The sequence below is a fragment of the Chryseobacterium sp. JAH genome (genome assembly GCF_001507335.1).
Lineage (GTDB): Bacteria > Bacteroidota > Bacteroidia > Flavobacteriales > Weeksellaceae > Chryseobacterium.
Genome location: NZ_LMAH01000002.1, coordinates 210,895 through 223,591, shown reverse-complemented (window position 1 = coordinate 223,591; position 12,697 = coordinate 210,895). Strand labels below are relative to the sequence as shown.

The following is a 12,697-nucleotide window of genomic DNA, read 5'->3' as shown; positions in this document are numbered from 1 at the left end:
TTTTACAGTTTCAATATTTTCTCTGGTAATATTGAAGTTTGTAAGTAATTTAAAATCCTTATCAAAAAACTGATAGCTTCCATTTTTTAGTTTACTTAATACAATTAAGCTGTATTCGAAATGCGAAGTTTCTAAGTTAGATTTATTTAGGATCACCAAAGTATTAGTGTTGGTCTTGAGATCAGCAAAATTACTCAGGTTTCCCACTTCAGAGTTGGTATATATTTTTACAGGAATTTCTGTCGAATTTATTTTTAAAGTTGCATTTGATAAACTGTCCTGTACGTTTTGTGCAAAAAAACATTGTGTAGTTATTGCGAAAATGAAAAGGTAAATTCTGAAAAAAATATTGCTCATTTCTATTTTTTATAGTTCGTGTGAATGTAATTTATTTTTTTGGTGGTACAGGATCGTAACCGCTTCCTCCCCATGGATGACACTTTGCAATTCTTTTTATACCAAACCAAAATCCTTTGAAAATACCGTGAACCTGGAGAGATTCTACCATATAATGTGAACAGGTAGGCTCAAATCGACAGTTTTTTGGAAGTAAAGGCGAGATAAACCACTGGTAAAATCTAATTAAAATTACCAAAGGTGATGTTATGATTTTATTGAATGTAAGTTTCAAAACAATGCAAAAATAGGGTAAAAAATTGAAAATTAGTTTAAATTTGTTAGAAGTTTCAGAGTCTTAAAGTGGTACTTCACTGTATTATTCGAAGTGGTAAATGATTTTAATTATTTCATTTAGTACAAGAACTAATAATACACCTGCTCTGTTGTTTATCAGAAGAAAACTAAATTTAAATCAAATCATACAATTTTGAGTCAAAATACACCTTTAGCCGAAAGAATGCGACCTAAAAATCTGGATGAAGTTTTGGGGCAGGAACATCTTACCGGAGAAAAGGGAACGATACGGAAAATGCTGGAGAATGATACTCTGAATTCTCTCATACTTTGGGGGCCGCCCGGAACAGGAAAAACTACATTAGCAGAAATCATTTCAGAAAAATCAGGACGTAAGTTTTTTAAACTTTCTGCCGTTTCATCAGGTGTGAAAGATGTACGTGATGTAATTGAAGAAGCAAAAAAACAGAATCTTTTTTCAGGGAAATCTCCGATTCTTTTTATTGATGAAATCCACAGATTTAATAAGTCACAACAGGATTCATTACTTCACGCTGTTGAAAAAGGCTGGATTGTTTTAATCGGTGCAACGACGGAAAATCCGAGTTTTGAAGTTGTTTCGGCTTTACTTTCGAGAAGCCAGGTTTATGTTTTGAAAGCGTTGACCCATGAAAAACTGGAAGAACTGATTGATATTGCGCGTGAAAGATTTAATAAAGATGAAAAAACTGATTTCACGATTAAAGAAAAACATGCATTTATCCAGTATTCAGGAGGTGACGGTAGAAAACTGATTAATTCTGTTGAGCTGGTTCTGAGCCAGTTTATCAACTCAAACACAAAAGAAATTTCAAATGATAACGTGATGGAAGTTCTTCAGGAAACCATGGCGTTATATGATAAAAATGGAGAGCAGCACTATGATATCATCTCAGCCTTTATAAAATCAATGCGGGGAAGTGATCCTAATGGAGCGGTTTATTGGCTTGCAAGAATGATTGCAGGCGGAGAAGATATTAAATTTATCGCTAGAAGAATGCTTATTTTGGCGTCAGAAGATATTGGTTTGGCAAATCCAAATGCTTTAGTGATTGCAAACAGCTGCTTTCAGGCAATTAATGTAATCGGAAATCCTGAGGCCAGAATTTTATTAAGTGAGACGGCAATTTATCTTGCAGTTTCTCCTAAAAGTAATTCTGCATATATGGCAATTAATGATGCTCTAGCTTTTGTGAAAAAGACCGGGAATCTGCCTGTACCTTTACATTTAAGAAACGCTCCTACCAAATTAATGAAAGATTTGGATTATGGTAAAGAATATAAATATGCGCATTCTTATGAGGGGAATTTCGTAGACCAGGATTTTTTACCGGAAGAAATAACAGATGTGAAATTTTATGAGCCTGGAAATAATGCCACAGAAAAGAAAATTCGTGATGAACTGAAGAAAAAATGGGATAGTAAATATTAAAAATAAAAAACGGATATTCAATGTTGAGTATCCGTTTTGATATTGTAAAGGTATATGATTATTTTTTCATGGTTTTGATCACCAAAGCTTTTTTACCGTCTACAGTTTCAACTTTAGTGTCAGTAATCATATCAGCGAAAATTTTAGTCTCAGGATTTTTAAACTCATATCCTTCGATGAAAACAGAAGCGTTTTGTGGAAGTCCATTTTGAATGTTGAACTCTCCCAGAGTCATAAAGTCTAATGTTCCGAAATCTTTTTTGAATTTTACTTCAGCCAATCCGTTATCAGCTAAGTAATCAAATTTTTTCAGATTTTGTGGAAGATTTGCTTTAGCTTTAAAAACATTTACGCTTTGAACAAATTCTTTTCTCGCATCAAACATTGCTACAGTACCCACAGCGTCATTACAGATTGCAAATTTCACGTTTGGATTTTTTTGAGCAAATAATGTTGCCGATGCGAAGATTAATAGAGAGTAGAGAATTTTTTTCATAGTCAAAAATATAAGTATTAAAAACGTGATAAATATACTTATTTTTTACAAATAATCAATAAAAAATCAATATAATTTAAAAATAATTGCAAATAATAGAATTTAATGGTGCTTCTAAAAATTTTTGTCTGAAAATTCTTCCCTTTTATCGACCAGATTTTTAATTAAATTTTTCAATCTTTGGAACATAAATGAACTCAAGAGCAAGATAATTCCTAAAATGATAAAAGCAATGATTCTAGATACGTTATCCATTTGCCAGACATCGAAAGCATACAATTTAAAAATCATAATTCCGAGCAGAGTAAAACCAATTTTATTGAATTCCGGAAGTTGTTTTTTTAAACCAAAATAAATAAAAATGCAAGACAAAATTGCCCAAATTATGGGTAGATATAACATGTTAAAATGTTTTTGAAGCTGATAAATCTGATCCCGATTGTCAGCATATAATAATAAGTACGATCGATAGAATTCAAAACTAACAGCCAAGATAATAATCAGAGAAATCGCCCAATATGAGATGTGCACTTTAATAAACTCCGATTTAGGAAATATTTTTATAATTAAATAAATGAAAAGAGGAACATACAGCAGGTGAACAAAGAAAAAAGCCGAATTGATTTTTGTGCTGATAGTTTCAGTGGCTACTTGTGAAGTTAAGATATGAATAAAAAGCAACAGCAGAAATAGATAAATCATCCACGTTTGAAAATCTTTGCTGATGCTGATTTCTTTGTTGAAAAGAATTAATACAAATAAATAGAATTGGGTAAACAAGAAACCAATGGTCAACATAAAAACCCAACTCTGATCAGAAATATGATAAATGATTTCAAATAAGAAAGAAAAATAGATTACTGAAATACATAGTATTTTAAATATATTTTCATAAAATTCAAGGTTGTATTTTTCTTCTTCAGAATCTTTTTTCAGAAAATGTAGATTCATAAAACAGCTGCCAATCACAACTAAACTTGTGATGAAAACCGGATTAAAGACAATATGCAGTGTTACTGCATCAAAATACCTTGCCCAGGTCATCATCTGAGATAATATGACCATCGGAAACAAAATATAAAAGAAAATTTTAAAAATCTTATGATTGGTTTTTTTCCAGATATAAAGAAGAAGGCTCGCCTCTATAGCCCAAATACTGGTGATGAGATGGGTTTTTAATTCAAGTGCAAAAGCAAGAGTGATGAGACTGATTGTGATACTTGCAAAAACTGAATAGTTGATTCCGAAATTTTTCTTCTGATATTCTTTATACCAAGCAACTGCATTGATGAGCGCGAAAATAACTGGGAAAACCGATACAGGCAGCAGTTGTAATTCGTTGACGATAAAAACTAAACCAGCCACGCTTGAAAAATTAATTAAAATAAGCATTAAGATATCAAGCTGTTCTACAGTATTTTTTTTGAAATAATGCTGCAGTGCAAATGCATAGAAAATAAGATAGGTAATGATATAAAAGAGAACGGCAGTGATTTCTGCTTTCTCCATAGTCCAGAAGAACAGATATATTGCAGTGAAAATAAATGAAATCCAGCCAATACTTTTCCACTGCTTGAGATAAGCTATGATGAGCATTCCTGCATTTAAAACAGATAAATAACTGAACAGGAAAAGATAATTGCTTTGTCCGGTACTGATCATTAATGGTGCTAAAAATCCGCCAAATAGAGAAAAAAGGATTAAAATTTCACTTTTATAATAATAGGAGAGAGCAATAGATGAGATGGTGATTAAACAGGTCATCAAAAAGCCGGTACTTTGCGAAAAGATATGATACTCACGAAAAGCAATTGTGGTCGTAAAATACAGTACAGCAACACCGCCGCCAGTAATGATTGATGAAAAAACCGTGTAGTTTTTTCTCAGGAAATGTCCTACTGCTATAATGGCGATACCAACGATGAATCCGATTGCGGCTCTTGACGTTTCTCCAATCCAGTTTTTGTCGATGGCATATTTTACAAAATATCCAATTCCCAAAACCAGAGTGAAAATCCCGATGATAGTGAGAGCATTTTGTTTCAGAAAATCAAAAACCGGAGCGAGCCAGTCTTTTTTAGGTTCAGTTTCCTGTAGTTCGTTTGTCGTTAAATTGGAATTCTGAACCTGAATTTTCGCACTGTGTGAAATAATAGGTATCGTAATACTTTCTTTGTCTGTTGCGTGGTCAGCATGAGAAATTGCTTTTTGGGACAAATCAGAGATCTGCTTTTCCAGCATATCAATTCGCTTACTCAATTTATGATAAACCAATATCAGAATCACAATCAATATGACAACTATAGCAAAAACAGAACTCATAGATTATATTTGTGTCAAATATAAGGATTTGGAAATTAGGTCTTAAAAATTTATCCCAATGTTTTAATTATGAGAGTAAGTCTTCTTTCCAATTTTCTTTAATCAATTCCATTAAAAAATCGGGGCATTTGATGATTTTATTGCTTGCAGCATCAAGAAAAAAAAGAGTAGTGCGGGCCTCTGTAATTTTTATTTTTTCTTCGTTGTAGATTTCGTATTCAAATTCAATTCTTACTCCCGGAATTTTTTTAACGTAAGTGTGAATTTCTAATTTTTGATCGTATAAAGCTGGTTTTAAATACTTAATATTGTAATCAGAAACCGGTAGCCAGATTCCAAGCTTTTCGATCTCATCATATGATATTCCAATGCTTCTGAAAAGTTCTACTCTCCCCAGTTCAAAATATGTGGCATAGTTGCCGTAATATACATATTTCATAGGGTCTGTTTCTGCGTAACGTACTCGTATTGTGTGAGTTGTGTGTATCATCTTAGGATTCAAATTATACATACAAATATATTTTTTAATAATCAATACTTGCAATATTTTTTTTTAAAGTTAAAATATGTGACCTTTGTCTTCCCAATAAAAACAAAATAACCAAAGAATTAATCAGGGCATAAAAAATGGATGAAAATTTAATGATGATATGGCAGAAGTGCCTTCAGTTTATGCGAGATAATTTAAACGCAGCTGAAGACAATTCTGATCTTAAAAAGCTTGAAAAATCTTTCGACTTACTGTTTGATAAAGTGCAGCCAATTTCATTGGTTGACAACAATCTTACATTGATGGTTCCCAGTGATTTTTACAAAGAATATATTGAAGATAATTATTTGTCGTTGCTTTCTGCTGCCCTGAAGAAAAACATCGGTAAAGGCGTGAAACTTTGGTATTCGGTAATGGAAAATAAGCCGAGCGGCTTAGAAAAACCCGTTACAATGAATATGAAGGGTAAAACCGTTCCTACACCTAAAATGCAGGAAACAATGCCTCAAGGTTTTTCATCCAATATTGTTAATCCTTTTGTTGTTCCGGGAATCAAAAAAGTAAATATTGACTCTAATCTGAAAGCTGATTTTTCTTTTGATAATTATGTGGAAGGAGAGAGTAATAAATTTGCATCTACAGTAGCGAGATCTATCGCTAAAAGACCTGGTGCAACAGCTTTTAACCCATTGTTTTTATATGGAGGTTATGGAGTAGGCAAAACTCACCTTGGTCAGGCTGTTGGTCTGGAGGTGAAAAGCCAGTTTCCTGATAAAGTGGTTCTTTATCTATCGTCAGAAAAATTTATCCAGCAGTTTATTTCTGCTGCTAAAGCACATAAACAAACAGAATTTGCCAATTTTTACCAAATGGTAGACGTTCTGATTATCGATGATATTCAGTTCCTGTCAGGTAAGTCGGCAACACAGGATAGTTTCTTCCATATTTTTGATTATTTGCATCAAAACGGAAAGCAGATTATCTTAACTTCAGATAAGGCTCCTGTTGATATCATGGATATTCAGGATAGAATTGTTTCTCGTTTTAAATGGGGACTTTCTGCAGAGATCAAATCTCCGGATTTGGATACCAGAAGAAAAATTATCGTTGATAAGCTCAGTAGAGACGGAATTGTTCTTACGGATGATATGTTGGATTTCTTGGCAGCTGAGGCAAAAACCAACGTTAGAGAATTAATTGGTGTCATCAATTCAGTGATTGCTTACTCTACGATTTATAAATCAGATCTAAGTCTTGAATTACTAAAAGAAACCATCAATAAGATTGCTGCGAATCAGAAAAAAATCATCAATATCCCTTACATTCAGGAAGTTGTTTGTGAATATTTCGGAATCAAAAGAGAGCAGCTTTTATCTAAGACCAGAAAAAGAGAAATCGCTTTACCAAGACAGTTGGCGATGTATTTTGCAAAAGAATTTACCAATGCAACTTTTACAAAAATTGGTGAAGAAATGGGAGGTAAAGATCACTCTACAGTAATGTATGCTTGTGACACAATTAAAGATGTTTCTAAAATCGACAAAGAAGTTAAAAAATACGTAAAAGAACTGACAGAGAAAATCAAGCATTAATCTGTCATCAAATCATAAGGAAAATGGAGAATAAATTTTGTTCTCCATTTTTTATTTAATTTTGTCAGCTGAAAATATTTAATTTTAAATTACATTTCAATGAAAATACTGATGGTTTGTCTTGGGAATATCTGCAGAAGTCCGCTTGCTCAAGGAATTTTACGATCTAAACTTCCTGACAGTTTTCTGATTGATTCTGTAGGAACAATTTCCATGCATGAAGGTGAAACACCTGATAAAAGAGCCGTGAAAACTGCAGCTCGCCATGGTATTGATATTTCAAAACAAAGATCCAGACCTCTTTTGATTTCAGATTTAGACACGTTTGATAAAATCTACTGTATGGATTTGAAGAATCTGGAAGATGTAATTTCGATGACTAAAAATGAAGAACAGCGCCAAAAAGTTCATCTGTTTTTGAAAGAAGCAGGAAATCATCAGAATTCTGAGGTTCCAGATCCATATTGGGGTGACATGAATGATTTTGAAAATGTATTTCAGTTACTTGATGACGCTTGTAATAAAATTTCACATCAATTGCAACAACATGTTCTGACCAATAAAAATTAGAATCTATATTTTTCATTAAATTTCAACATATAATTTACAACAATGCTTTTTTTAATTCCGGCTTATCTTTCAGAAAATACCCCAATCACTCATTTTTCTCCCGTGATCAAAGATTATATCATGCAGACAGACTTTTTCTTTGTTGAAAACGAAAAAACGGCTAGAAAAGTGATTAAGTTTTTCGCTCCTGAGAAAAAGCAGGCAGATTTAAAGTTATTTCTTTTAGATAAATACACAGAAAATGCTGACATCAAGGAGGCTCAGGATAGAATGCTGAACGGCCAGGATTTCGGATTATTATCAGAAGCCGGACTTCCATGCATTGCAGACCCAGGAAATCTCATTGTAAAATGGTGTCATGAGAAAAAAATAAGAGTGATTCCTATTTCTGGCCCTTCTTCAATTATTTTAGCTTTGATTTCAAGTGGATTTAATGGACAGGAGTTTACTTTTAACGGTTATCTTCCGATAGAAAAAGGTGAAAAGAAAAAGAGAATACAACATTTGGAAACTGAACTTCAGAAAACCGGTTACACCCAGATTTTCATGGAAACGCCATACCGAAACAATGCACTTTTTGAAGATTTGTGTAAATTTCTTTCTCCTAACACGAAGCTATGTATTGCCGCAAATATTAATGATGCAGAACATGAATTCATTAAAACTTTAAGCATCAAAGATTGGCAGAAGCAAAAACCTGAATTGCATAAAGTTCCTGCAGTATTCGTTTTGGGAAAATAAATTGAATGTTTTTTCTTAGAGTAGTATTGAGAAAATTACTTAAAATATAATTTAACAGCCATTAACAGACCTTTAGCATCATTCTTGTCAATACATATATAACATTAAAAAATATTATATGTCAGACAAAAAATTAGCAGGTCTTTGGATCGATACGCAGAAAGCCGTAGTTGTAAAAAATCATGATGCTCAGAATGCATTCAAATTCTTTCTTTGTAGTCCTGTAAAAGCAATTATCCAGCACGGGAACTCAAGTGAGAATGCAGGAAATAACGCTGAACAAACCAATAAAGTGAAATTTTTCAAAGAGGTGGAGCATCTTCTGACAAATTCTGAAGAAGTTTTGATTACTGGTCCAGGAACAATCCAAGAGGAGTTAAAAAAGTATCTGCATGACACCGCTCAGTTTAAAGATTTAAAAATCACTTTAGAAACTTCGCAACAAATGTCTGATGAACAGGTTTTAGAAACTGTAAAAACGCATTTTAATGCTTAAATAAATTGTTTATTGCAATAAAACATCCGAGTACCAAAAGTATTCGGATGTTTTTTTTATGGTTTCATTTTTTAACTCTGGTTTTCCTCCACTTTTTCCAAACAAAAATGACTATTGGAATGAATAGCAAGAAAGGCCAGAAAGAAATAATACCTAAGAAGAAAGCTATGAAACTATTCCAGCCTTCTGTAATAGAATCTCCAAAGCGACTTCCGAAACCAATTTGTGAGGTTGCCGAACTTCTTGCTTTTTCTTTATACAGCATTAATTCCAAAGTACTGTAGTTGACTCTGTCGTCAATAAAACGAAGTCTTCCTTCCGAAACATCAATTTCATCTTCCAATTCCCGAATGTTTTCCTGAATTTCCAACATATCTTTTGTGGTTTTTGCACTTCGCAACATGTTGCGATATTTTTCAAGATAAATCTTCTTGTTATCTAACTTGATGGAAACGTCTGTATATTCTTCGGTCACGTCATCAGAAGAAATATTTTTAGATACAACAGAACCAACGCCATTAGAAAAAGAATTGATTAATGCATCAAAATTTTTATGCGGAACACGGATTGTGAAAAATTGTTTTTCATCAATATCAGTATTGTTAAAACGTTCAGCTTGGATGTATGAGTTATTGTTTTTTATAATTTCATTTACCTGTTGATGAGCTTTTTTTAAATCTCCAACGTGAATTTCAATTTCACCATTTTTAATGATTTTCTTGGCTATACTATTATTTTGTGGTGCTGAAATATTTGGTGCTGAATTTACGGCTTTTTCCGAAACGGAATTTCTTTGAACTTCTTCTTTTGGTGGCGGAGGCGGAGCCATCATAGCCATTGACGCACTTGTTGCTTTGTCGTCTTCGATGATCTCCACTAAATCCGCATTTACTTCATGTTGATTTTCAGCTTTGTTACAATTAAAAAGGATCAGACAAAATAAAGGCAAAATTATCTTTTTCATAAATGAATTTTTCAATGAGGCATCAAGAAACGTGCTTAAAGTTTATTATTTTGTAAATATCTCAAATATATTTCAAGTATTAGAGTGATTGCTTAAATATATGCAAATGAGTTTTATTAAATTAAAAATTAATATTTTTATGAAATGAAAAAAAGTCTTTTAGCAATTGTCTTTTCTCCATTTCTATTTTTTGCTCAGGAATCTCCAAAACTGACAGATGAAATGGCCGTAAAGCTCTCAGAAAAACCACTTCACTGCATCAATCAGGAATATCCGAATAAAACAGCACACATCATCAATGCTGCGAATGAGGTTCCATTGAGTCCGAAAGATTTACACCCAAGTTTTTACGGCTGTTTCGATTGGCATTCCTCTGTTCACGGACATTGGATGTTGGTTCGTTTGTTAAAGACAAAACCTAATCTGTCGGTTGCCAAAGACATTGAAAATATCTTAGACAATTCATTTAAAAAAGAAAATTTGCAGGTTGAGGCAGATTATTTCACTAAATATCAGCTGACAACAACTTTCGAGCGTACCTACGGTTGGGCTTGGCTCCTCAAGTTAGACGAAGAATTGATGACTTGGAATCATCCTAAAGCAAAAATCTGGCATGAGAATTTAAAACCTCTCACCGATAAAATTCTTGCTTCATGGAAAACTTATCTTCCTAAACAAACTTATCCCAACAGAACCGGAGTTCATCCCAACACTGCATTCGCAATGGTTTTTGCACTTGATTGGGCACGAGCTGCAAAAGATAAAGATTTTGAAAATCAACTGACTGAAAAAGCAAAATATTTTTATTTAAACAATACAAAAACGCCTGCATATCTCGAACCGGACGGTTCCGATTTCTTTTCGCCAAGTCTTGAAATTGCAGATTTAATGCGTAGAATTCTGCCACAGAAAGAATTTATAAAATGGCTGGATAACTTTTATGAAAAAAGAAGTTTAGAAAATATCGAAAAGATTCCTGTTGTAAGTGATTTGAGTGATTACCAAACAGTTCATTTGGTTGGTTTGTCATTTACAAAAGCCTGGTGCATGAAAGGAATTGCAAAATCCCTTCCTGAAAATCATCCGTTGAAAAAAGAATTTCAGAAAACGGCAACCATCTTTTTAAACAATGGACTTCCGTTATTGTTTCAAGGAAATTATGGTGGTGATCATTGGTTGGCGAGCTTTGCAGTGTATGCTTTGGAAGATTGATTTTTCTTATTAAATTTTAATACGTGTAATTATTTTTAATCTTGGTATTTCTTCACTAAGTGAAACGCCTCTGTTTACCTTAAAATAAGCGCAAAGTTTTAAAGAAATATTGTCTGACCTTGCGTTTAGAACAAACTTAAATATCGCTTAATTGGTGTTTTTTTCCTGATAAGATTTATATCCTGACATTCACTAAGAATTTCAGAGAACACAACGCTTGATAAACCTTGTGAAAAACCTTTGTCATCCTTGTGGTAAAAAAATAAAGTAAAGGATTTAAATATCAAACAATGATAGAAATTAATATCTAATCCCCAGTTTCTTCAAAACAAAACTCAACAACCAAATAGGTCCAATTAAAAGAAACTGTAAGTCTTTCAAAAATGACGGTTTCTTACCTTCAATCTTATGACCCACGAACTGCATAATCCATGTGATAATAAACACTGCAAGAAAAACTATCCAGGATTTATTTCCAAAATGAATATTAATTGCATACGCCAAATGTTCCATTAAAAGCATCGCAAAAATCATGATGAATCCAATCAAAACAGAGAGTCTGAGATAAAATAAAGTTACTAGAATCACAGCAATTAAACTCACCAAACTGATACACCCAAAGTATGGTGCACAAAAATGCGGGGAAGGAATCAAAGAGATAAATCCTAAAATCGTCCAGAATATCAGCGGAACGCAGATCCAGTGAATCAACTTGTTGGTGGAGTTTCTGTGACTTTCGGCATATTCAGCGAAAAGTAAATCAATCTTTCTCATAGCTTTGAAATTGGGTGTACTAAAATAATAAATTTTTGCAATCGGAAAAGAGAATGTTTACATTTGCCTTATGTCTGCTTTAGAAAAATTCGGGGTGGAGATTTTTACGCAACACAATATCTTTGAAAGAATCTCTGCCGACAAACCTTTCCGTCCCGATAATCCTGCTTTTATCTTTATCAGAAGCGGTTCAATCAAACTTCGACAGCATTTCAGCGACCTCGAGCTGTCTGCCAATATGTTTATGGTGACCGACCCGCAGACTGTTTACGAACTCATTTCCGTAAGTGACGATTTCCAATCGAGAATGGTTTCTTATAAGAGAGAATTTATTTCAGCTTTGTCATTGAAATTCAATCGTTTAATAACATACCGATATTTCCGTCAGCAGATGAATGTGGGCGTTCCTTTTCATCAGGATGATATGGATGTAGTTTGGAAAAGTGTCAATTTTTTAAAATATATTCTCGATTCTCAGACAGAGATGAAGTATAAAAAGGAAATGGTGGAGCACCTTTTCTCGGTTTTCTGTTACCAAATGGCTGGGATTATATCCAACGAAGACAGCAATTCGATGAATCAGATGTCGAGACAGGAGGAAATTGTTTTCGTTTTTCTCAATGATTTGGCTTCTCATCATCATAATAACAGAACGGTAGAGTTCTACGCCGAACGCCAGTCGATTACAACCAGACATCTTTCGTCAGTCGTTAAGGCCATTACCGGAAAGTCGGCGAGTCAGATTATTGCTTTAATTGTAATCAATGAAGCAAAAGTTTTATTAAACTCTTCTAAAAAGCCAGTTTCAGAGATTTCTACAATTCTTGGTTTCAGCGACCAGTATTCGTTTTCTCACTTTTTTAAGAAACATTTGGAAGTAAGTCCTTCTCAATACCGAAATCAGTTCGAAGGTTAGAATCCTACATTTGAACATCT

The 12,697-nt window shown here is 33.3% G+C and carries 13 protein-coding genes; 7 read left to right on the top strand and 6 right to left on the bottom strand.

Annotation, left to right across the window (positions count from 1 at the left end; translation table 11 throughout):
• Nucleotides 1–388 precede the first annotated feature (388 nt).
• Nucleotides 389–631 carry a membrane protein insertion efficiency factor YidD gene (gene yidD / locus AR685_RS04685; protein ID WP_047442854.1) on the bottom strand — a complete coding sequence of 81 codons (243 nt, stop codon included), beginning with the start codon at nt 629–631 and terminating at the stop codon, nt 389–391.
• Nucleotides 632–826: 195 nt separating this feature from the next.
• Between yidD and AR685_RS04680 the strand changes: the two genes are divergently transcribed.
• The gene (locus tag AR685_RS04680; protein ID WP_047442855.1) at nt 827–2,104 is read left to right on the top strand and encodes a replication-associated recombination protein A; all 1,278 of its coding nucleotides are present in this window, start codon (nt 827–829) and stop codon (nt 2,102–2,104) included.
• Nucleotides 2,105–2,162: 58 nt separating this feature from the next.
• Here AR685_RS04680 and AR685_RS04675 read toward each other — a convergent pair whose 3' ends face one another.
• The 3 genes from AR685_RS04675 to AR685_RS04665 all read right to left on the bottom strand — a co-directional run bounded on the left by AR685_RS04675 (nt 2,163) and on the right by AR685_RS04665 (nt 5,412).
• Nucleotides 2,163–2,600, bottom strand: a complete 438-nt coding sequence (locus tag AR685_RS04675) for a hypothetical protein (RefSeq protein WP_047442856.1) — start codon at nt 2,598–2,600, stop codon at nt 2,163–2,165.
• 114 nt (nt 2,601–2,714) lie between these two features.
• Nucleotides 2,715–4,922 carry a DUF2339 domain-containing protein gene (locus AR685_RS04670; protein WP_059123882.1) on the bottom strand — a complete coding sequence of 736 codons (2,208 nt, stop codon included), beginning with the start codon at nt 4,920–4,922 and terminating at the stop codon, nt 2,715–2,717.
• A gap of 67 nt (nt 4,923–4,989) precedes the next feature.
• Nucleotides 4,990–5,412: an acyl-CoA thioesterase gene (locus AR685_RS04665; RefSeq protein ID WP_047442858.1), complete on the bottom strand. Its 423-nt coding sequence runs from the start codon at nt 5,410–5,412 to the stop codon at nt 4,990–4,992.
• Between the two features lie 137 nt (nt 5,413–5,549).
• Here AR685_RS04665 and dnaA point away from each other — a divergent pair, with 137 nt between their 5' ends.
• The 4 genes from dnaA (at nt 5,550) to AR685_RS04645 (ending at nt 8,811) form a co-directional block, all read left to right on the top strand.
• Entirely contained in the window at nt 5,550–7,004 is a 1,455-nt protein-coding gene (gene dnaA, locus AR685_RS04660) for a chromosomal replication initiator protein DnaA (protein ID WP_047442859.1), read from the top strand.
• 99 nt (nt 7,005–7,103) lie between these two features.
• Nucleotides 7,104–7,574, top strand: a complete 471-nt coding sequence (locus tag AR685_RS04655) for a low molecular weight protein-tyrosine-phosphatase (RefSeq protein WP_047442860.1) — start codon at nt 7,104–7,106, stop codon at nt 7,572–7,574.
• A gap of 42 nt (nt 7,575–7,616) precedes the next feature.
• The gene (locus tag AR685_RS04650) at nt 7,617–8,315 is read left to right on the top strand and encodes an SAM-dependent methyltransferase (RefSeq protein ID WP_047442861.1); all 699 of its coding nucleotides are present in this window, start codon (nt 7,617–7,619) and stop codon (nt 8,313–8,315) included.
• 118 nt (nt 8,316–8,433) lie between these two features.
• Nucleotides 8,434–8,811: a hypothetical protein gene (locus tag AR685_RS04645; RefSeq protein WP_047442862.1), complete on the top strand. Its 378-nt coding sequence runs from the start codon at nt 8,434–8,436 to the stop codon at nt 8,809–8,811.
• A 64-nt stretch (nt 8,812–8,875) separates the two neighbouring features.
• On the opposite strand, the gene AR685_RS04640 is transcribed toward AR685_RS04645, so the two are convergent.
• A complete protein-coding gene (locus AR685_RS04640) occupies nt 8,876–9,775 on the bottom strand; it encodes a DUF4349 domain-containing protein (RefSeq protein ID WP_047442863.1) in 900 nt (299 codons plus the stop codon).
• 144 nt (nt 9,776–9,919) lie between these two features.
• On the opposite strand from AR685_RS04640, the gene AR685_RS04635 reads away from it, so the two are divergent.
• Nucleotides 9,920–10,987: a DUF2891 domain-containing protein gene (locus AR685_RS04635; RefSeq protein ID WP_047442864.1), complete on the top strand. Its 1,068-nt coding sequence runs from the start codon at nt 9,920–9,922 to the stop codon at nt 10,985–10,987.
• A gap of 300 nt (nt 10,988–11,287) precedes the next feature.
• On the opposite strand, the gene AR685_RS04630 is transcribed toward AR685_RS04635, so the two are convergent.
• A complete protein-coding gene (locus AR685_RS04630; protein WP_047442865.1) occupies nt 11,288–11,761 on the bottom strand; it encodes a DUF962 domain-containing protein in 474 nt (157 codons plus the stop codon).
• A gap of 70 nt (nt 11,762–11,831) precedes the next feature.
• Here AR685_RS04630 and AR685_RS04625 point away from each other — a divergent pair, with 70 nt between their 5' ends.
• Nucleotides 11,832–12,677 (top strand): helix-turn-helix domain-containing protein, encoded by an 846-nt coding sequence (locus tag AR685_RS04625; protein WP_047442866.1) that lies wholly within the window; start codon nt 11,832–11,834, stop codon nt 12,675–12,677.
• Nucleotides 12,678–12,697 lie beyond the last annotated feature (20 nt).